This window comes from Nocardia sp. NPDC055321 (genome assembly GCF_053645575.1).
The window spans coordinates 502,263-522,497 of the sequence record NZ_JBSHMS010000001.1; the positions used below are offsets into that span (position 1 = coordinate 502,263).

Sequence of the window (20,235 nt, forward strand, 5' to 3'; positions counted from 1 at the left end):
CAGTGCCACCCCCGCCAGGAGAGCCGGCCTGGATCGCCGAATACCCGACAACCGCGCCATCGCGGTGCCCCCGTTCCTTCAGAGCTACTGCCTTTGCCGAATGACCGTCGCCACAGTCGAACCCGGTGTGTGGTCACGGTTACATCCGGGACCGTAACCCAAAAACTGACTGATCGGTAGGGTCCAGCCGAAAAATCTTCCCAGACAGCTGAAATCGGGTCCGGCGTGATTTCCGTATTCGGCGCGTCGGCCGGGGAGAATTAGTAAACTTGCACAGACCAGCGAAAATGTCGCCGAGAAGCAGGCCGAATCGGAAGTTGCGCCGGCGCGCGGCCGCGATATCAGCAATCGGACGGCCAACTGGACAGAGTTCCGGTTAGCCGCTCCGGTGAACTGTCTCGGTGGGTTCCGTCAGGAGGCGGCGGGCTCGGTGAGCAACGCCCGGCAGGCGGTCAGCAGCCGCTCGCGCAGTGGCGTGGCGCGCGCGGCCAGGTCGGCCTGGGCGCGGACGTATTCGGCGCGGCCGGCCGGGGTCTCGACGCGCACCGGGACGTAGTCGTAGTCCGACAGGTCGTACGGGCTCGCCTTCATGTCGAGTTCGCGTGCGGCGCAGGCGAGTTCGAAACAATCCAGCAGCAGATCCGAGGCGATCAGGGGCACGAGTTTGAAACCCCACTTGTAGATGTCCATGTTCGCGTGCAGGCAGCCCGGCTGCTCACGCTCGACCTGGCTCTCGCGGGTCAGGGGTTCGATGTTGAGCGGCACCGCGTCCGGGGTGAAGAAGCGGAACGCGTCGAAGTGGGTGCAGCGCAGCTGCATCGACTCCACCACCGCGTCGGTGCCGTCGCGACCCAGCCGCAGCGGAACCTGCTGATGGCGAATGTCGTCGCTGCGGTAGACCATCGCCCACTCGTGCAGGCCGAAACAGGACAGCTGGGCCGGGCGGGTCGCCGTCGCGGACAGCAGCCCGGCCACGAACTCCAGGGTGCCGCGCCGCTTGTCGAGGAAGGCCGGATCCGCGGTCCATGCCGCGTCCCCGTCCGCGGTCGAAACACGGTGGTACCCGCGCCATTCGGCGTAGTCGCCGGCCCCGGCCAGGGCCGTGCCCCAGCCGGGGTGCCAGCGCTTCAACTGGGCGGGCTTGTGCCCGTAGTAGGTGAACAGGAAATCGATCACCGGGTGTTTCTCCCCGGCCCGGCGCGTATCGAGGTACGGGCCGACCAGCGCGTCGACCCGGTCGCGGTGCGCCGCGGCGCGCGCCCGCCAATCGGCGGGCGCGAGCACACGGGAATCGGGCAGGACCGGCACCGCTACTCCGCTATGCGATGGGTGGCGTCGCGCACGGTGCCCACGAACTCCTCCACCAGATCCTCGAGGGCCACGATGCCGACGGTGTTGCCGCGGCTGTCGACCACCCGGCCCTGATGAGAATTGGTGCGGCGCAGGCGCGCCAGGGCCTCGAACAGGGTGGCCCCGGTGCTGACCGTGGGCAGCGGGCGGATATCGGTGCGCGGGATCGGCGTGGCCGGTCCCGCCTTGTCGTCGGCGACCAGCTCCAGCACGTCCTTGACGTGCAGGTATCCCACCAGCGAACCGTCCGCCGCGCGCACCGGGTACCGGGAGAACCCGGTCTCGGCCACCGCGTTCTCGATGTCGCCGAGCGTGGTGCCGTCCCCGCGCAGCGGTACCGACCGGGTCTTGGCCAGCGGCACCATGACATCGGCGACGATCCGGTCGCTCGAGCCCAGCGCCTGGGTCAGGCGGCGATGCTCCTCCTCGTCCAGCAGTCCCTCGGAATGGGATTCGCCGAACATCTCCGCCAGTTCGACCGAGGAGACGGTGGCGTCCAATTCGTCCTTGGGCTCGATCCGCAGCGCCCGCAGCGACAGGTTCGCCGCCATGTTGTAGACCGCGATGAGCGGCCGGGCGATGCGCAACCACACCAGGTGCATCGGAACCAGCAGCAGCGCCGAGCGTTCCGGCCCCGCGAGCGCGATGTTCTTCGGGATCATCTCACCCAGCAGGATGTGCAGGATCACCACGACGGTCAGCGCCACCGCGAACGAGATCGGATGCAGCAGCCCGTCCGGCACGCCGAGCGCCCCGAACGGGCCCTCCAGCAGATGCGCCACCGCGGGCTCACCCACCCGGCCCAGCAGGATCGAGCAGATGGTGATGCCCAGCTGCGCGGCCGCCAGCATGATGGACAGGTTCTGTCCGGCCTCGATCACCGTGTTGGCGGTGCGCTTGCCCTGTGCGGCAAGCGCTTCCAGGCGATCGCGGCGCGCGGAGATGAGCGCGAACTCGGCGGCGACGAAGAACGCGTTGCCCAGCAGCAGCGCGAACGTGAGGAAGACGGCGGTCAGATCACCCATGGTCGCGCTCCCATTCGGCCAGCGCCTCGGCGTCGATCGGGCGCAGCAGCACCCGGTCTATCCGCCGCCCGTCCATCCGCTCCACCTTGGCGAGCCAGCCGCCGCGGGTGTGCGGGTCGGTGTAGTGGCCGTTGCCGGGTTCGGGCAGCAGCACCTCGTCGCCCTCGACCGGAATGCGGCCCAGACGGGTCAGCACCAAGCCGCCCACGGTCTCGTATTCGCCTTCGGGGGCGTCGTAACCGGTGGTGCGGGAGACCTCGTCGATGCGCAGCAGTCCCGAGCAGTCCCAGCCCAGGCTGGTCCGCCGGACGTCGAGTTCCTCCTCGTCGTGCTCGTCGCGCACGTCGCCGAGGATCTCCTCGATGATGTCCTCCATGGTGACGATGCCGGCGGTGCCGCCGTACTCGTCGACCACCAGGGCCACCTGCATGCCGTCGCGCCGCACCCGTTCGAGCACCTCGTCACCGTCCAGGCTGGCGGGCACGATGGGCACGGGCTGGGCGATGTCACGGAGTCTGACCGTGCGCCGCGCGGCGATGGGATGCAGGAACGCCTGTTTGACGTGCACCACGCCGAGGGTGTTGTCGAGGTCGCCGTCGATGACCGGGAAGCGGGAGTATCCGGTCTCGGCGGCGATCTCGATGAGATCGGCGACGGTGTCGTCCAGATCCAGCGATTCGATCTTCACGCGCGGTGTCATGAGTTCCTCGGCGCTGCGGTCGCCGAATTGCAGCGACCGATCCACCACCTGCGCGGTGCGCTGATCGAGCGCGCCGTGCAGGGCCGAGGTGCGCACCAGCGAGCCGAGTTCCTGCGGTGAACGCGCCGAACGCAATTCCTCCGCCGGTTCGATGCCCATCCGGCGCACGGCCCAGTTCGCCGCGCCGTTCAGGAAATTGATCATCCAGCGGAAGACCGTGGAGAACCAGATCATCGGGCCCGCGGTCCACCGGGCGGTGGCCAGCGGTGCGGCGATGGCGATGTTCTTGGGCACCAGTTCGCCGTAGATCATGGACAGCGAGGTGGCCAGCACCAGCGCCAGCACCAGCGAAATGGTATGTGCCGGAGCGTCATCCACCCCGAGCGCCTCGAACACCGGCTCGAGGATGCGAGCCAGCACCGGTTCGGCGATGTAGCCGGTGATGAGGGTGGTGATGGTGATGCCCAGCTGCGCTCCGGAGAGTTGGAACGACAGCGTGCGGTGCGCCTGGCGTACCTGCCGGGCGCGGCGGTCGCCGTCGCGGGCATGCGACTCGACGGTGCTGCGCTCCAGGGCGGTGAGTGAGAATTCCGCGGCGACGAACAGGGCGGTGCCCGCGGTCAATGCGATGAAACCGATCAACATCAGAACGGTGAGCAGGGCCGACACGGTCAGCACCACCCGGCTGTCTGGATTGCTGGGGAGTCGATGGCGCCGGGTTTGTCACCCGGCTCGGTAGAGGAGCCCTCCTGAACGGCGCCCTCGGACGCGGGTGACAACTGGTTCCTTTCGCATGGGGTGGACCGTGACAGGTCGTCACGGCCCGCATCGCCATGCTACCGGCAGGTCTCCGGGCGGTGAGCACGGCCTGCCGGGGGCACGAATTTCTTTACGTCCGCGAAACGATCGGCGGGGTAGCGGTGCTCGGCGCGCGGCGGGCCCCGGCCAGCAACAGCCCGGCGGAGACCAGATCGACCGGCCAGGGCGAGGGTCCGAAGATCACCCCGCAGACGATGGCGTTGGCGGCGATGGTCCAGGCGAGGAACGTCGGCGGCACGATCCCGCGCCGGTCCAGCCACAGCACGAGCAGGCCGATCAGGATCTGCGGAATCCCGAAGCTGCCGAAGGTGAGCCAGTACGCGCCGTTCGCCGGGCTCATGTCGGCGAGGCTCTCGCCCCAGATCGCGGTGCTGAACCAGTCGTCCGCGTGCTCGGGTGCGGTCAGGGCGAGGGCGCTGACCATGTGTCCCGCGCCGATGAAGATGATGAGATAGCTGGCCCATTTGATCATTGGAACCACTCCTTCGTGGTGACTCGGCGGGCTGGGGCGCGGGTCAGCGCCCGGGCGTGGTGCGGGCGAATCGGTTGCGCCAGGCGCGTTCCCACTGGCGGGTCAGGGCCGGGTACACGATCAGATAGCGGAAGGGAACGATGGCCGCCATGTACAGCCGGCCCAGGGCGCCGTTGGGTTTGACCAGGGCGGCCATGTGTAGTTCGTAGTCGCCGCTGGGGGTCGGGACCCAGCTCAGGTGGCAGACGGCGTGCACGGTCGCGTTGGCCAGCTCCATGGCACATTCGTCGGGGAGTTCGTAGAGGTCGACGAGGGGGAGTCCGTCGTGGCCCGTCGCGCGGGGCGGGGCGGGCAGGTCGGCGGGCAGGCGGTCGCGCAGCGACGGAACCCGCTGTGCCACGCCTTTTTCCGGGTCGTCCCAGCCCAGCAGCGTGCCGAGTTTCCAGCGCACCGCGAACAGGAATCGGGTGGCGCGCGACTGTTCGCCGGGTTCGTCGGTGGCGCGCAGGGCGGCGAGCATGAGCGGGAAGTCGTCCGGGCCCGCGCCGGGGGTGTGAAAGGCCCACACGTCCTCGAGATCGAAGTCGGGGGCGATCTCGTGGATGCGCCACGGGCGCGCGGTGTGCTCGGAGTCGGGAATTCTGCGGGCGGCGGTCGGCAGGAGCGCGCCGATGGATCCGAATGCCATAACATTGCCCCTCTATGGTTATACGGTTGCGTATAACTTGAGGTTAGACCGGTTATACGCATCCGTACAATAGGGTTGAAAGCGAGGTGGAACACACGATGGGAGCCTTGCGCACACCCCGGGAGGCGTGGGTCGAGGCCGGGCTGGCGGTGCTGGCCGAACGCGGGGTGGACGCGGTCCGGGTCGAGGCGCTGGCCAAGACGCTCGGCGTCACCAAGGGCGGGTTCTACCGCTGGTTCGCCGATCGCGCCGCCCTGCTCGAGGCCATGCTCGACGTCTGGGAGCGGGAGAGCACCGTCGAGGTCTACGAGCGCATCGACCGCGAGTGCGACAACCCCCTGGACAAGGCCCGACTGGCCGGGCGGCTCACCTTCTCCGGCGACCGCCTGCTGCCGATCGACCTCGCCGTGCGGGACTGGGCCCGGCGCGATCCGGCCGTCGCCGAACGCCTTCGGCGCGTGGACAATCAGCGCATGCAGCTGCTGCGCGACGCCATCGGCACCGTCTGCTCGGACCCCGCCGAGATCGAGGCGCGCAGCCTGCTGGCCTTCTGCGCCGCGATCGGCAGCCACTTCCTCGCCGCCGACCACCCCGGTCGTACGCGCCTCGAGGTCATCGCGCGGGCGGGGGATCTGCTGTTGAGTCCGGCGCCCGGAGAAGGTGCCTCGTAAAAGCCGACACCCGGCGGGAGCCAAGGCTTCCCGCCGGGTGTCGGCAGTGCGGTGCTAGGTCGCGATCACCAGCCGGACGGCAGCGGGCGGCCCTCGGCGAAGCCCGCGGCGGACTGCACGCCCAGCACGGCCCGCTCGTGGAACTCGCCGATGCTGCGCGCGCCCGCGTAGGTGCAGGAGCTGCGCACACCGGAGGTGATGTGGTCGATCAGATCCTCCACGCCCGGGCGCTCGGGATCCAGGCGCATCCGCGAGCTCGAGATGCCCTCCTCGAACAGCGCCTTGCGGGCCCGGTCGAAGGCCGAATCGGTGGCGGTGCGGGCCGCGACGGCGCGCTTGGACGCCATGCCGAAGCTCTCCTTGTAGCGATTGCCGTCGCGATCGATGCGCATGTCGCCGGGCGACTCGTAGGTGCCCGCGAACCAGGAGCCGATCATCACGTTGGCCGCGCCCGCCGCCAGCGCCAGCGACACGTCGCGCGGATGCCGCACGCCGCCGTCGGCCCAGACGTGCTTGCCGAATTCCTTTGCCGCGGCCGCGCATTCGGCCACCGCGGAGAACTGCGGACGGCCGACGCCGGTCATCATGCGGGTGGTGCACATCGCGCCGGGGCCGACGCCGACCTTGATGATGTCGGCGCCCGCCTCGATGAGATCGCGGGTGCCCGCGGCGGAGACGACGTTGCCCGCGACGAGCGGCACGCCCAGATCCAGCGCGGCCACCGACGCGAGGGCCTCGAGCATCTTCTGCTGATGGCCGTGCGCGGTGTCCATGACCAGCACGTCCGCGCCCGCGTCCACCAGGGCCTTGGCCTTGGCGGGCACGTCGCCGTTGATGCCGACCGCCGCCGCGATCCGCAGCCGGCCGCTCGCGTCGACCGCGGGCTGGTAGATGCCCGCGCGCACGGTGCCGGTGCGGGTCATCACGCCCGCGAGGGTGCCGTCCGGGTTGACCAGGACGGCGAGGGTGGAATGGCTCGCGTCGAGTAGTCCGAAGACGTCGCGCGGGGAGGCGTCGGCCGGGGCGCTCACGAAATTGGTGTCCGCGACGGTGCTCAACCGGGCGAAGCGGTCCACATCGGCGCACGCCTGCTCGGTGACCACGCCGACGGGGCGGCCGTTCTCGACGATGACCACCGCGCCGTGCGCGCGCTTGTGGATCAGCGCGAGGGCGTCGGAGACCGAACCCTCCGGATCGAGGGTGACCGGGGTGTCGGCGGTGAGCGAACGGCTCTTCACGAAGGCGATGGTGTCGGCCGCGGCCGGGATCGGAAGATCCTGCGGCAGAACCACGATGCCGCCGCGGCGGGCGACGGTCTCGGCCATGCGGCGGCCGGCGACGGCGGTCATGTTCGCGACCACGAGCGGAATGGTGGTGCCGGTCCCGTCACTGCTGGACAGGTCGACATCGAATCGGGACGCGACGTCCGTGTGATTCGGGACGAGGAAGACATCGTCGTAGGTCAGATCGTAGGGCGGATTCTGCCCGGGTAGGAACTGCACGGTTGTAGCCGCCTCATGGTTCGACGTTGGTTTCGTGTATTCCATGCTTCGGTGGCAGGTAAAGGGCACGAACGCGGGGCGGATACCCGTGGGGAACCCGCCGCGCGCTACCTGATGTCACGCATGCAGCAGGCCAGTGTAGTCGGCGCCCGCGACGGTGGGTGCGGGCGGGCTGCTGCGAGTGTGCCAGGTCTCATCGCGCGGCAAACCCTGTTGTCGCCGGATACGGGGTGCCCTAGGTTCGCGATCGTGACCGATCTGCAGGCGCTGACCGACCGGCTCGAAGTCGGCGACACCATCACGAAACTCTTCGTCTGGTTCGATCAGGGCCGGTGGTCCGATCTGGCCGACTCGGTGCTCGCCACGGAGGTGTTCTTCGACAGCGGATTCGGCGGGGTGGCCGAAACTCGCACCGCCGCTTCGATCGTCGAGGAGTGGGCCGAGGTCCACGGTTCACTGGACGCGGTGCACCACCAGGCGGGCAACCACCTGGTGGAGATCACCGGCGATACCGCGCTCGCGCACGCGGACGCCATCGCCGTGCACCTGAAGAACGATGCGACGCAGGGCAAGACGCGCTGGTTCGTGGGCAGCTACGTCCTGGGGCTGCGGCGGTCGGCGCGAGGCTGGCGGATCGACCGGTTCGAGTACCGCCTGAAACTCATCGACGGAAACGCCGATCTGCTCTGAACGGCCAATTGCCAAAGATTTGCTCAGCTCGGGAACGGGTCTCGTGGCACGCGCGTGTCGGCCGAAATTACCGGTGCGCCGCCCGCGAACCGATGTCCGTGTCGTCCGAACAGTCCGGACTGAGCCGTACTCCGGAGGGGGAGATTTCGTGAGGGTTCGGTGAAAATCCGCGCGCGACAGTGGTATTCGATGGAGAGTCCGGGCGGAACGGGGCAGACTGCCGCCATGGGAGAGGAATCGCCCGAAACGGGCGGATCGGCCGTGGCGGTGCTGCCCGGCCGGGGGACACGAGTACGCACCTGGTGGCCGGGCATCGGCCCCACCGGATTCGCGGTGGCCTTCGGCACCGCCGCCGTCATCGAGATATTCGCGCTGCTGGCGCTGCCGGCCCCGCTGTGGGTCGCACCGCTCGCCCCGCTCGCGCTGGCCTTCGCGCCCGTGCGCCGGCTGCGGCGCATCGGCCTGGGCGCCGCGATCGGCTGGGCGAGCGTGCCGATCGGACTGCTCACCGGGCCCGTACTGCTGGTCCTGGGCATCGTCCGGGGTGTACGCCGCCTGCGCGGAGACACCCGGGCGGCCGCACGAGAACCCTTGGACCCGTGGGCCGTCGGCGCGCTGGGCATGTCGGTCGCGTGGGCGTTCCTGTTCGTGTTCACCTGGCGGATCATCGAACCCACGATTTCCTTCGTGCCCGGCTCGAGTGAGCTGTCCTCGCGGGACAAGGCCATCATCCTGACCGGCGTCGTGCTGATCTTCGTGGTCACCGTCGTGCTCGTCGTTCTGATGGTGTTGCTCGCGCTGCCCCTGGTCGTGTTCACCAAGCTGACCGACTCGGCGGGACCGCACGGCCGCGACGACCTGCGCGCGCTGGTCCGCGGTTCGGCCCTGGCCCTGCTCGCCGGCGCCCTGCTCACCCCGGCCGCCTGGCGCGTGGTCGACGACACGATGTCCGGCCCCGCGGCCCGCGATCCCCGCGACGATCGCCTGGCCGCGATCGGCCTGCGCATCCCCGCGGACTACCGCTTCACCGGACATGACAACTGGTGCACCGGTTTTCAGGCCCCGGTCTGCTACGACACCTACCGCTACACCGCGTCCCCCGGCAGCTTCGCGGTGTACGAGCAACTGTTCCAACCGGATTCGCCCCTCGCCGGGGCGTTCCTGCCCCTGAGCCGAACCTCGTGCGCGGAGGTCCGCCGCACCTCGGACATCGACTGCGACCCGGCCGACACCGTGCTGCGCGGGGTCGATGGGCGCCTCCGCATCACCGTGCGCGGCGCCGCGACGGAGACGACCCTGACCGTGACCCTGTCGGACCAGCGCCTGGCGAACTGACCCGGGAGCGGCGCACCGCCGGGCTCGCCGCCCTCGCGCGGGGGCCGTCGAATACCCGCAGACGATGCAGCCAGTCAGCGCTGTCGGGCTGGGCGGCGAAGCGGCGGATGGCGTCGTTGGGGAAGCGGGTGGTGACGGTGGTGTGGAACCTCACCGGGATCGCGCGTGTCCGCTGGCCCGGGGAGCCGCCGGGCGGGCGGCGGCAAAGGGCGCTCGTGCGGATGCCGGCGCGACCGGCCCGAACGCGCCCCGGCCCGGGACAGGACGGCCCTCAGCGTGCGGTCTTGCCCTTGGGCTTTCGCTTCTTCGTGTGGGCGCGGCCGCCCGTGCGCGGGTCGATCCGGTGCCGGGGGCGCTGCTCCTTGACCGGCTCGGGGGCCGCGGCGGGTGCGCCGGTCGGGGCCGCGAGGGGGCGGCCGGACGGGCGGCGGGCGCCGGTGATCTCGGTGAGGCGGCGGTCGCCCAGGCGGATGTCCACATCGGTGAGGGTGACGCCCGCGCGGCGGGCGAGGTCCAGCGCCTCGTCCTTCTCGTCCGGGGTGACGACGGTGACCACGGTGCCGGTCGCGCCCGCGCGGCCGGTGCGGCCGGTGCGGTGCAGGTAGTCCTTGGGATCGGCGGGCGGATCCACGTGCACGACCAGGGAGACGTCGTCGATGTGGATGCCGCGCGCGGCGATGTCCGTGGCGACCAGCACCGGCCAGGTGCCGTCGGCGAAGGCGGCCAGGGTCCGGGTGCGATGGTTCTGCGCCTTGCCGCCGTGCAGGGCGGCCGCGCGCACGCCGACCTCGCGCAGGCGGCGGGCCAGTTTGTCCGCGCCGTGCTGGGTGCGCACGAACAGCAGCGTGCGGCCCGCGCGGGCCGCGATGTCGGTGACCACCACGCGCTTGTCGGCGCGGCGCACGTGCAGGGCGTAGTGCTCGATATCGGGAAGCGCCGCTCCGGCTTCGGCATTGGCGGCGCCGATGACCGAAGTCGTGCCGTCCGTACCGGTTTCGGGGTCGGCGTTCGCGTCCGCGCCCGGTGCGGGATTCGCGGCCGTGGCCCGGGAATTCGCCCCCGCCACCGCCTGATTCGCCGCCGCGGCCCCCGAATCCGGCGCGGCCGTCACCGAATGCGCGACGGGATCGGTCAGGTACTTGCGCACCAGCGCGTCGATGGCCTCGTCCAGCGTGGCCGAGAACAGCAGCTTGCGCGCGTCCGCCGGAATGCGGTTGAGCACCGCGGTGAGCTGCGGCAGGAACCCCAGCTCGGCCATGTGGTCCGCCTCGTCCACGGTGACGATCTCCACCGCCGACAGATCCACGGCCTTGCGCCCGATCAGATCGGTGAGCCGGCCGGGTGTGGCGATCAGCAGATCCACCCCGCGTCCCAGCCGCTGTTCCTGCGCCTTGATGGCGAGCCCGCCGACCGCGCTCGCGATCCGGATACCGACCGACAGCGATGGCTCGTCCAGCGCCCGCTCGATCTGCAGCGCCAGTTCCCGGGTCGGGGCCAGGATCAGCCCGCGCGGGCGGCGCGGCGCGGTGGGCGCGCCGGAGAGCCGGACCAGCATCGGCAGCCCGAACGCCAGGGTCTTGCCCGACCCCGTCGCGGCCTTCCCCAACACGTCGTGACCGGCGAGAATGTCCGGGATGACGGCGGCCTGGATGGGGAACGGCGCGTCGATCCCGTTGCGGCGCAGGGCCTGAACGAGCACGGGCGGCAGACCGAGGTCGGCGAAGCGTTGCTTACCCGACAACGGGCCAGCCTCCTGAGGTTGTGGTGCCCCGCCCGGGTCAGGCACGGCTGAAAAGACGGCTCAGTTCGACCAGCCAGGGGATGGCGACCGCGAGCGTTGGAATCACGAGGATAGCCGCCGCGGCCAGATACGCCGCCGTCGCGATGCGCAGATCGCCGATCGGACCCGCCAGCCGCTGGATGCGGATCAGCGTCGTGGGCCCGCCGACCGCCATCGCACCCTGCGGCGCAGGCGAATTCGAACAGGCCACCAGCGCGCGGGCCAGGGGAGTGGGACCGGTCACCTTCACCGCGGAGTCGTCGGCCAGCAGTTCGATGAGCAGCTTCACCGAATCCAGCGCGGATTTGGACCGCACCACCCGCGGGAACGCCTCGTGCGCGGCGGTGAACGCCTCGAGCACCAGGTCGTGCCGGGCCCGCAGGTGCGAGCGCTCGTGACTCACGATGGCCGTGAGCTCCTCGTGCGACAGGCTGGTCACCGTGCCCTGGCTCAGCACCACGCGCTGGCGCAGGCCGGGCAGGCAGTAGGCGATGGGCTCGGTGGCGGCCAGCACGCGGATGTCGGCCGAATTGCGTTCCACGCTGCTCTGATCCAGCAGATCGACGAGCATGCGATGCCGGGCGCGGCGGCGGCGTGTGTGAATTCCCACTCTGATCACCGAGAAGATGAGCCGCGCCCCGATGAGCAGGGTGAGCGCGAAGACGGTGACCAGGATGATCCACAGCGGCAGACCGAGGACGTCGATCTCCCGGCTGGGTGTGGTGGTGGGCCTGCCGTCGGGTCCGGGCACCAGCAGTCGGCTGGCGATGGCGAGCCCGGATCCGAACGCGGACAGGACGGCGGCCAGAGCGATGGCCTGCCAGAGCACAAGCGCCGCACGGGGATTGCGGTACGGCCACTTGGCCCGGCTGAGCAGCGCCGGGGCCGGTCCCGCCAGAAACAAGGCGAGACCGGCGAAAACCGGCGCGGTTACGTCCATTCCTCAGCTCACTGCGTTGTGGGGGCCTGGGCCGAGGGTGACGCTACTGAGAGTCTTTCGGCTCCTTGCGCGTGGCCTCGGTGGCTTCGAGCTTAGCGAGTGCGTCGCGCAGAGCGGCAGCCTCATCAGCTCCGACCTGTTCGACGAAGTGCACCAGCGCCGCCCGGCGACTGCCGACCTCGTCCGCCTGCTGCAGCGCGTCGAACATCAGCGAAGCCACGAGCTCGTCCCGGGTGTGTACCGGAGCGTAGCGATGCGCGCGGTCATCCCGCTGCTGAAGGACGAGATTCTTTTTCGCGAGCCGCTGTAGAACGGTCATCACCGTGGTGTAGGCGAGCTCGCGGCGCTCGGCGAGTGCCTCGTGCACCTGCCGCACCGTTTGGGGTTCATCGGCCGACCACAACTGGTCCATGACCGCTTTCTCGAGTTCACCAAGACCTGCCATCCCACAAGTTTACGGAGGCAACGACACGAATGCGTACTACAAGTCGTCGTAACCGGCCGGTTGCTGGTGTGGTATTGGTCATACTCCGCGCACGTGGCGCGCGCCGATGGGCACGATCATGGGTCGGCCCGAGACCGGGCAGTCGAGCACCTTGGCCTGGAGACCGAACACATCGAGCAGGAGTTCGGCGCCGATCACCTCGGCAGGCTCGCCCTGGGCGATGATGCGGCCGTCGCGCATGACCACCAGCCGATCGCTGTAGCGGATGGCCAGATTCAGATCGTGCAGCACCATGACCACCGTGCGGCCGAACTCGTCGCGCAGGCGATCCACCAGATCGAGCACCTCGAGCGAGTGCGCGAGATCGAGATAGGTGGTCGGCTCGTCCAGCAGCAGGATGTCGGTGCCCTGCGCCAGCGCCATGGAGATCCAGGCGCGCTGGCGCTGCCCGCCGGAGAGTTCGTCCAGGGTGCGCTCGGCCAGATCGGCGACGCCGGTCTGCTCCAGCGCGGTCATGACCTCGGTTTCGTCCTCGGCCGACCACTGCCGCAGCCACGACTGATGCGGATGGCGTCCCTTCGCGACCAGATCGGCGACGGTCAGGCCCTCGGGCGCGACCGGGGTCTGCGGGAGCATGCCGACGATGCGCGCGATGTCGCGGGTCTTGAGCGCGGAGATGGCCTTGCCGTCGAGCACGACCTGCCCGGCCTGCGGGCGCAGCAGCCGGCCGAGCGAGCGCAGCAGCGTGGACTTGCCGCAGCCGTTGGGGCCGATGATGGTGGTGACGAGACCGGGTTCGATGTCGATCGAGAGCCCGTCCACGATGACGCGGTCGCCGTAGCCGAGGGTGATGTTCTCCGCCGCCAACCGGTGGGCGGCGGTGGAAAGCGGTTTGTCCGCCATGCGAGTCACAGGGTCGCCTTCCGATTGGTACGCACGAGCAAGTAGATCAGGAACGGTCCGCCGACGGCCGCGGTGACCACGCCGACGGGCAGATCGATGGGAAACACGGTGCGCGAGACGAGATCCGCGCCCAGCACCGCGATGGCGCCCACCAGGGCCGAGGCGATGATCGGCTCGCCGGGGGTGCGCAGCAGGCGGCGCGCGATCTGCGGCGCCGCCAGGCCGACGAAGGCCAGCGGCCCGACCGCGGCGGTGGCCAGCGCCGACGCCATGACGGCGGTGGCGAGCAGAATGCCCTGCTGGGTCTGGATTTTCACGCCGAGCATGCGCGTGGTGTCCGAGCCGAAGCGCAGCGCCGCCAGCGTCCGCGCCGAGCCCGCCGCGACCAGCAGCGTGATGCCCAGGCCGATCGCGGCGGGAATCAGGGTGGACCAATCGGATTTGCTCAGCGATCCGGTCAGCCAGTGCTGGGCCATGGACGCGTCGGGCAGGCTGGCGCGGGTGATGAGCCAGCTGACCACCGCCATGAGCGCGGCGTTCACGCCGATGCCGACCAGTACCAGCCGGAACGCCATGACCCCGCTGCCGCCGCCGGCGGCGTTCTTACCCCAGGCCATCAGATAGATGCCCAGTGCGGTGACCAGGCCCGCGCCGAGTGCCGCGAGCGGAACACCCACCAGCGCAAGGGTTCCCGTGGCCGCGCCGCCGCCGACTCCGACGATCACCGCGACCGCGCCGACGCTGGCGCCGGCGGTGATGCCGAGCAGGTCGGGGCTGGCCAGCGGGTTGTGCAGGATCGACTGGGTGATCGCGCCCGCCAGGCCCAGGGCCGCGCCGACCACGACGGCGGTGAGCGCGCGGGGCAGGCGGGAATCGAGGATCACGAAGCGCTGCGCGCGGGTGCCGCCGCCGCCGAGGACGTCCAGGACGCGGCCGATCGGAATCCGGAAGTCGCCGATGGCGATATCGAGCGCGAACAGCACCAGCAGTGCGGCCACCATGATCGCGATCGTCACCAGCGCGGGTACGCGCAGCACGGTCGAGAAGGCGCCCGCGCGCAGGGCGGGGCGGACCTGACGCAGGTCCTTCGCGTCCGGGGAGGTCGAGGTGCTCACAGGCTCACCAGCTTTCGGCGGCGGACCAGCAGGATGAAGAACGGCGCGCCGATGGCGGCCAGCGTGACGCCGGCCTGCAGTTCACCGGGCTGGGCGACGAGCCGCCCGACGGTGTCCGCGGCGATCAGGACGATTGCGCCGATCAGGCCCGAATAGGGAATGAGCCAGCGGTAATCGGGCCCGGTGAGCGCGCGCGCCAGGTGCGGGACGATCAGGCCGAGGAAGGCGATGGGTCCCACGGCGGCGGTGGCCGCGCCCGAGAGCAGCACCACCGCGGCGAGCCCGAGCGCGCGATTGCCCGCGAGGTTGACGCCGAGCCCGCGGGCCACGTCGTCGCCGAGGCCGAGCAGGTTCAAGCCGGGTCCGGCGAACAGCGCGATCACCGCGCCCGCCGACAGGAACGGCAGGACCTGCCAGAACACCGACAGGTCGTGGCCCGCGATGTCACCGGCGATCCAGTAGCGATAGGTATTGAGGGCCGTGCCGTCCAGCAGCACGATCACATTGGTCATGGCCGTCAGGAAGGCGGTGATGGCCGCGCCGGCCAGCACCAGGCTCAGGGGACTGGCCTTGCCGCCGCCCACGGACGAGACGCCGAAGACCACCAGGCCCGCGATGAGCGCGCCCGCGAAGGCGAACCAGATGTACTGATTCGGCGAGGTGAGTGCGAACAGGTGGATGCTCAGCGCCGCGAGGAAGGCCGCGCCCGCGTTGAGTCCGAGTAATCCCGCGTCGGCCAGGGGATTTCGGGTATAGCCCTGGATGAGGGCGCCCGCCATGCCCAGGGCCAGGCCGGTGATGAGCGCGAGTCCGGTTCGGGGCAGGCGCAATTCGCGGATGATCTGCTCGGCCGAACCCTGGGCGGGGCAGGTCAGCGGAAAGCCATCCGGACAGGTGAGGGCATCGAAGACCGTTCCCAGTGGGAGCGAACGGGATCCGAGCGCGATGGAGGCCGTGAGCGCGCACAACAGCAGCACGACGAGAAGAGCTAATCCGAACAGCCGTGGCCGTCTGGTGGTGACTACAGCGGGCACGGTGACGAATTACTCCTGATCCATTGATTGCTCATTAAGCTTGGTAAGCCTAACCTATCTTTTCGCCCCCGCTTGTACCCCTTGCCTTGCGAGGCCCCGGAACAGTCGATGAAGGAGGTTCGATGCTCGAACCGGTAACCATGTGCGCGCCGCGCGACTCCAGGGTCGCTTTCGGCAGAGCCTGTGCCCGACTGCGGAACCTGCAACCCGAACACCCGCGGGTGTATGCCGTCGCCGCCATGTCCGAACAGGGAAAACGCCGGTGGTGGCGTTTGTCGGACGGGATTCGCGAAGGCCGTATCGAACTCATGTACCGGCGTCATACCGCCGAGATGAGCAATCCCGAGATCGCCGCCGAGGTGGTGGCCACCGCGCTCATCCACGCGGTCATCGGTCGCGTCATGGCCATGGTGATCGCCGAGGGGCGGGCCTGGGATCCGGGTCTGGAGAACTTGTGGATCCATACCGACAATGATGGCGGCATCGATTGGGCGGGTCTCGCCGACACCACCATTCGCGTCATCGAGGGTGATGGCATGGCCGGTGAGCCCGGTGTGGTGACCCTGCCGTGCGAGGCCGCCATGTACGTCTGGCTGGCTCATCGCTGCGAGCCCGCGCTGCGGCTGGTGCAGGAGGCGATGGTGCGCTGCGCCGGCCTCGGCGTGCGCCGCTTCTGGTCCCTGGTCGCGGAGTCCATCGTCGGCGCGGCCACCTACGTGCCCGCCCTGGCCGGCACCGACTCCGCCGCCGGCGCGCGTCGCGGGCAGGCGATGCTGGCCGCGCTGGAGGACCGCGGCCTGCCGGTCCGCCGGAGCGTTTCGGTCAGATAGACCGGTTCGTCCCCGGGCGACCGGTTCGAAACCCGCTTGCGTGCGCCACCGCCGCCGCGCGCAAGCCTTGGGCGGCAACCGCTTCCGGAGCCGCCGCAGCGGCGCGAAGTCCGGCCCGGCGAGTGGGCGAGGAACCGTGCTCGCCACGAGTCCGCCGCGGTCGCTGCCGAATCACCCGACCCGCAGTGCGCGCACGACCCGGGTGGCCAGGTCCGCGGCGAAGGCTTCGTCCATGGTCTGCCGGGTGAGGAAGTGCCGGAAATGAATCGGCGCGACCAGTGTTTCCAGCGCCAGCCGGGCGTCCGTCCCCGCCGGAAGTTCGCCGCGCGCCACCGCCCGGGTGATCATGACCTCGTTGTGCGCGTTGCGCTGCTCCCAGAAGGTGTTTCGCGCCGCGACGATCTCGTCGGAGTCGGTGACGAACGCCAGTGCCCGGGCCAGGCCGTTGCCCAGGGGCGTGTCGAGGTAGGCGATGAGCCCGGTGGCGAACGCGGTCAGGTCGCCGTGCACGCTGCCGGTGTCCGGCAGCGGCAGCGTGCGCTCGCTCGCGGTGAGCATGACGTCCAGGACGAGATTCTCGCGGGTGCCCCAGCGCCGGTAGATCGAGCTGTCCCGCACGCCCGCGCGCCTGCTGATGTCGGGGATGCCGACCTTGTCGACGCCGAGTTCGGCGACGGCGTCCAGCACCGCGTTGTGCACGGCTTCGGTGACTTTCGCGGCCCGCCCGCCGGGCCGGCGCTGGGTTCCGGTGTCCTCGGCGGCGGTCATGCCCCGAGCTTAAAGCAGAAACTCTTGCTTTTGCACCTCGCCGGTCTCTACTCTCGCTTAAAGCAGAAGATTCTGCGATTCGAGAGCGAGAGGCCCGACGATGTCGTCCCTGCTGGAATTCGGACAGCGCGCGCTGGTCAGCGCACTCGCGCTGACCCACACCACCGAACGAGCGGCCCACCACCGGGGCGTCGCCCCCTTCCTGCCCCGGTTGTTCGCCGACCGATTCACCCACCTGGGCGGGTTTCCCGTGGAGGAATTCCGGCGCAGGCTCGACGGCTGCCGGTCCTTCGAGGACGCCCGGTGGGCCGGCTACTGGGGCGGTTTCGCCGACGAACAGCTGACCCGCGCCGACGCCGCCCTCGCGCAGCTGGGCGGTCCGTGCGCCGCCCGGCTGTTCACCGACGCGGTGCCCACCGCGCTCGGCGAGCTGCTCGCGCCCGCGGTGACCCTGCTGGCCGACCGAGGTCCGGTTGCCGATCCCGGTGCGGCACAGCGGTTCTGCGCCGAGAACCCGGGGCACGCCGATGCCGCGACCGCCCTCGACGCGCTGATCAAGGCCCTGGTCTACGAATTCGCGGCGGCCTGGCCGGGCGGGAGCCCGGCCCGCCTGCGCGCCTACGAGCGTTCGCACCGCCTGTGCGAGGTGCTGGTCGCCGCCCTGGCGCCGGCCATGGGAGTCAGCGTCGAAACACTGCACATACCGGTCGGCGGCGGCGAACGGGTGCGCGGGATGCTGGTCCTGCCCGCGGACGCGGGCGCCGCGCCCGTTCCCACGGTCCTGGTCAGCAACGGGCTCGAGGGCACGATCGCCGAGGTGCTGCTGCCGCTGCTGGCCCAGCGCGAACTCGGGCTCGGCATGTTCGTCATGGAGATGCCCGGCACCTACTCCTACACCGCGCCGCTGAGCGACGCGGCCGACGGCGCGTACGCGGCCGTGCTGGACCACCTGGCCGCCGACCCGCGAGTGGACCCCGGCCGACTGGGCATGCTGGGCTTCAGTTTCGGGGCCTACTGGACGGCGCGCACGGCGGCCATCGATCCCCGCCTGCGGGTCGCGGTGGCCAACGGCCCGCTCACCCATCGCAGTTTCGGGCCGGGCAACGCGATCGGCATGCCCGAGATCATGGTGACGGCGCTGGCCACCACGCTGGGCGCCACCGGGACCGCCGACCTGTCCCGCAGACTGGCGAAACTGTCACTGGCGCAGCACTATCGCCGCATCGATGTGCCGCTGCTGGTGATCAACGGCGCGCGCGACACCCTGGCCGATACCCGGGACTCGGTCGATCTCGCCGCCGGGGCGCCCGACGCGCACCTGGTGCTCTACGCCGACGACGATCACTGCGCCATGGGGCACGCCGAGCACTGGGCGGCGCTGTCGGCGCGGTTCCTGGCGGACCACCTGGGCGCGCGCACCCCGGCCGGGAGCGTGCGATGACCCCGCCCGCACTGCCCCGGGTGCGGCGGGTCCTCGATCACGCCCGGCATCGCTTCGACACCCGGATCGACACCGGATCCGGCTGGCGCTCCTACGGCGAATCCGACCGTGCGGCCGGGCTTTCCGTGCCCGAACCCGCCTTCACCACCGAGTTCGAGATGGCGCGGTACGACGCGCTCGGGCTCGCGGACGGGGTCGAGGTGCTGCCGGTGTGCCCGGTGTCGTTCCGCGACTTCATGCTCTTCGAACAGCACGCCGTGGACGCGGCCCGCGGCATGGCCGCGCGTTTCGTCCCCGCCGGATACCGGCTCGGGCGGGTGTACGAGACCCTGGTCCGCCGGACCTTCCCGCCGTTCCGCCCGCACGCGCTCTGGTACCGCGAGCCCATCTACTACATGTCCAACGCGCAGACGATCGTGCCGTCCGGGGTGCCGATCGCCGCCCCGCCGTACAGCCGCGCCCTGGACTTCGAGCTCGAGCTGGGGGTGATCCTGGGCGCGCCGCTGCGGGACGCGACCGTGGAGCAGGCCGCCGCCGCGATCGCGGCCGCGGTCGTCATCAACGACTTCTCCGCCCGCGACGTGCAATTGGCCGAGATGCGATCGGGTTTCGGGCCGCAGCGCGCCAAGCACTTCGTGACCTCCATGTCCGCGACCGCGGTGATCGGCCCCGGACTCGCCGACCGGCTCGGCGACCTGCGCGGCTCGGTCGCGGTCAACGGAAAGGTGTTGTCGCGGACGGGAACCCGAACCATGCGCTATTCGCTGCCCGAGGCCATCGCGCACGTGTCGCGGGGCGAGCAACTCTATCCGGGTGAACTATTCTCCAGTGGCACCCTGCCCGGCGGGTGTGGAATGGAGCTGGGCCGATGGCTTGCTCCCGGCGACGATCTGCGCCTGGAGCTCGAGGGGATCGGGGTCATCGAACATCGGATCCAGGAATAGTTGAGGCACTGTGAAAATCGATCAGGTTTCCGACTCCGTCTACGTGGTGGCCGGAACGAACGTGAACTGGGCCCTGGTCAGTGACGGCTCGGGGGTCACCGTCATCGACGCCGGCTATCGCTCCGACAGCGCCGACGTGCTGTCCTCGATCCGGCAGATCGGGCACGAGCTCAGCGATGTGGCGGCCGTGCTGATCACGCACGCGCACCTCGACCACATCGGCGGCGTGCCCGCGCTCGTCGCCAGCACCGGCGCGCCCGTCTACACCGGCGCGGAGGAGGTGCGGCACGCCAAACGCGAATACCTGCAGCAGATCACGCCGCTCAGCATGGTCAAACAGCTCGCCACCGGCCGGGGCCGCGGCTGGGTCGCGCACACCCTCGTCGCCGTGCGCGGCCACATCGGCATGCGCATTCCGGAGGCGACCGAGGGCGACACCGCCACCCTGGCGGCGCTGCCCGGCGGCATCGTCGCGGTGCCGACCCCCGGGCACACCAGCGGGCACACCGCGTACCTGATGCCGTCCGAGGGCGTGCTGTTCAGCGGTGACGCGCTGGTCACCGGACATCCGCTGGTCGAGCGGACGGGCCCGCAGATCCTGCCGGAGTTCTTCAATCACGACGAGGCGGAAACCCTGCGCACGGCAGCCGGATTGGCGAGCCGGCCGGCCAAGGTGCTGGTTCCGGGCCACGGCTCGACCATCGCCTTCGACGGAGCGAGCATCGCCCGCGCGCTGACGCCGTAATCGGTTCGGGGCCGTCGTCGTAGTACGTCACGAACGTC

20 protein-coding genes are annotated in these 20,235 nt (G+C 70.2%); 7 read left to right on the plus strand and 13 right to left on the minus strand.

Translation table 11 applies throughout. From position 1 onward, the window contains the following. Positions 1–411: 411 nt before the first annotated feature. From ACWIGI_RS02255 to ACWIGI_RS02275, 5 genes are all read right to left on the minus strand, one after another. Positions 412–1,308, minus strand: coding sequence for a 3-methyladenine DNA glycosylase (locus ACWIGI_RS02255; RefSeq protein ID WP_454200507.1), 897 nt, complete (start codon positions 1,306–1,308; stop codon positions 412–414). A gap of 2 nt (positions 1,309–1,310) precedes the next feature. Next, a complete protein-coding gene (locus tag ACWIGI_RS02260) occupies positions 1,311–2,375 on the minus strand; it encodes a hemolysin family protein (RefSeq protein ID WP_454200508.1) in 1,065 nt (354 codons plus the stop codon). After that, a complete protein-coding gene (locus ACWIGI_RS02265) occupies positions 2,368–3,744 on the minus strand; it encodes a hemolysin family protein (RefSeq protein ID WP_454200597.1) in 1,377 nt (458 codons plus the stop codon). Before ACWIGI_RS02265 ends, ACWIGI_RS02260 begins: the two co-directional genes overlap by 8 nt. A 220-nt stretch (positions 3,745–3,964) precedes the next feature. Beyond that, a complete protein-coding gene (locus ACWIGI_RS02270; protein WP_454200509.1) occupies positions 3,965–4,366 on the minus strand; it encodes a DUF6463 family protein in 402 nt (133 codons plus the stop codon). A gap of 43 nt (positions 4,367–4,409) precedes the next feature. After that, positions 4,410–5,054 carry a DUF2867 domain-containing protein gene (locus ACWIGI_RS02275; RefSeq protein WP_454200510.1) on the minus strand — a complete coding sequence of 215 codons (645 nt, stop codon included), beginning with the start codon at positions 5,052–5,054 and terminating at the stop codon, positions 4,410–4,412. 98 nt (positions 5,055–5,152) lie between these two features. On the opposite strand from ACWIGI_RS02275, the gene ACWIGI_RS02280 reads away from it, so the two are divergent. Further along, positions 5,153–5,725 (plus strand): TetR/AcrR family transcriptional regulator, encoded by a 573-nt coding sequence (locus ACWIGI_RS02280; protein ID WP_454200511.1) that lies wholly within the window; start codon positions 5,153–5,155, stop codon positions 5,723–5,725. 65 nt (positions 5,726–5,790) lie between these two features. Here the strand turns inward: ACWIGI_RS02280 and ACWIGI_RS02285 are convergent, their stop codons facing one another. Further along, positions 5,791–7,227 carry a GuaB1 family IMP dehydrogenase-related protein gene (locus ACWIGI_RS02285; RefSeq protein ID WP_454200512.1) on the minus strand — a complete coding sequence of 479 codons (1,437 nt, stop codon included), beginning with the start codon at positions 7,225–7,227 and terminating at the stop codon, positions 5,791–5,793. 249 nt (positions 7,228–7,476) lie between these two features. Here ACWIGI_RS02285 and ACWIGI_RS02290 point away from each other — a divergent pair, with 249 nt between their 5' ends. Together ACWIGI_RS02290 and ACWIGI_RS02295 are read left to right on the plus strand one after the other, a co-directional pair. Continuing rightward, positions 7,477–7,917 (plus strand): nuclear transport factor 2 family protein, encoded by a 441-nt coding sequence (locus tag ACWIGI_RS02290; RefSeq protein WP_454200513.1) that lies wholly within the window; start codon positions 7,477–7,479, stop codon positions 7,915–7,917. Between the two features lie 225 nt (positions 7,918–8,142). Beyond that, complete coding sequence (locus tag ACWIGI_RS02295) at positions 8,143–9,252, plus strand: hypothetical protein (RefSeq protein WP_454200514.1); 1,110 nt, start codon at positions 8,143–8,145, stop codon at positions 9,250–9,252. A 271-nt stretch (positions 9,253–9,523) separates the two neighbouring features. Here the strand turns inward: ACWIGI_RS02295 and ACWIGI_RS02300 are convergent, their stop codons facing one another. The 6 genes from ACWIGI_RS02300 to ACWIGI_RS02325 form a co-directional block, all read right to left on the minus strand. Next, entirely contained in the window at positions 9,524–10,993 is a 1,470-nt protein-coding gene (locus ACWIGI_RS02300; protein ID WP_454200515.1) for a DEAD/DEAH box helicase, read from the minus strand. A 37-nt stretch (positions 10,994–11,030) separates the two neighbouring features. Beyond that, on the minus strand, positions 11,031–11,972 hold the full coding sequence (locus ACWIGI_RS02305) for a M56 family metallopeptidase (protein ID WP_454200516.1): 942 nt from the start codon (positions 11,970–11,972) through the stop codon (positions 11,031–11,033). Positions 11,973–12,015: 43 nt separating this feature from the next. Further along, positions 12,016–12,417, minus strand: coding sequence for a BlaI/MecI/CopY family transcriptional regulator (locus ACWIGI_RS02310; RefSeq protein ID WP_454200517.1), 402 nt, complete (start codon positions 12,415–12,417; stop codon positions 12,016–12,018). A 78-nt stretch (positions 12,418–12,495) separates the two neighbouring features. Then, positions 12,496–13,320: an ABC transporter ATP-binding protein gene (locus ACWIGI_RS02315; protein WP_454200598.1), complete on the minus strand. Its 825-nt coding sequence runs from the start codon at positions 13,318–13,320 to the stop codon at positions 12,496–12,498. Positions 13,321–13,325: 5 nt separating this feature from the next. Beyond that, positions 13,326–14,435 (minus strand): FecCD family ABC transporter permease, encoded by a 1,110-nt coding sequence (locus tag ACWIGI_RS02320; RefSeq protein ID WP_454200518.1) that lies wholly within the window; start codon positions 14,433–14,435, stop codon positions 13,326–13,328. Beyond that, complete coding sequence (locus ACWIGI_RS02325; RefSeq protein WP_454200519.1) at positions 14,432–15,469, minus strand: FecCD family ABC transporter permease; 1,038 nt, start codon at positions 15,467–15,469, stop codon at positions 14,432–14,434. The genes ACWIGI_RS02320 and ACWIGI_RS02325 overlap by 4 nt, the downstream gene beginning before the upstream one ends. A 122-nt stretch (positions 15,470–15,591) precedes the next feature. Here ACWIGI_RS02325 and ACWIGI_RS02330 point away from each other — a divergent pair, with 122 nt between their 5' ends. Continuing rightward, positions 15,592–16,299: a hypothetical protein gene (locus tag ACWIGI_RS02330; RefSeq protein ID WP_454200520.1), complete on the plus strand. Its 708-nt coding sequence runs from the start codon at positions 15,592–15,594 to the stop codon at positions 16,297–16,299. 171 nt (positions 16,300–16,470) lie between these two features. Here ACWIGI_RS02330 and ACWIGI_RS02335 read toward each other — a convergent pair whose 3' ends face one another. Beyond that, the gene (locus ACWIGI_RS02335; RefSeq protein WP_454200521.1) at positions 16,471–17,067 is read right to left on the minus strand and encodes a TetR/AcrR family transcriptional regulator; all 597 of its coding nucleotides are present in this window, start codon (positions 17,065–17,067) and stop codon (positions 16,471–16,473) included. Between the two features lie 100 nt (positions 17,068–17,167). On the opposite strand from ACWIGI_RS02335, the gene ACWIGI_RS02340 reads away from it, so the two are divergent. From ACWIGI_RS02340 to ACWIGI_RS02350, 3 genes are read left to right on the plus strand one after another with little or no spacing between them, the layout of a single operon-like run. Next, on the plus strand, positions 17,168–18,508 hold the full coding sequence (locus ACWIGI_RS02340) for an alpha/beta hydrolase family protein (RefSeq protein ID WP_454200522.1): 1,341 nt from the start codon (positions 17,168–17,170) through the stop codon (positions 18,506–18,508). Beyond that, a complete protein-coding gene (locus ACWIGI_RS02345) occupies positions 18,505–19,452 on the plus strand; it encodes a fumarylacetoacetate hydrolase family protein (RefSeq protein WP_454200523.1) in 948 nt (315 codons plus the stop codon). Before ACWIGI_RS02340 ends, ACWIGI_RS02345 begins: the two co-directional genes overlap by 4 nt. Positions 19,453–19,462: 10 nt before the next feature. Next, complete coding sequence (locus ACWIGI_RS02350; protein ID WP_454200524.1) at positions 19,463–20,197, plus strand: MBL fold metallo-hydrolase; 735 nt, start codon at positions 19,463–19,465, stop codon at positions 20,195–20,197. The last annotated feature ends 38 nt before the right edge of the window (positions 20,198–20,235 follow it).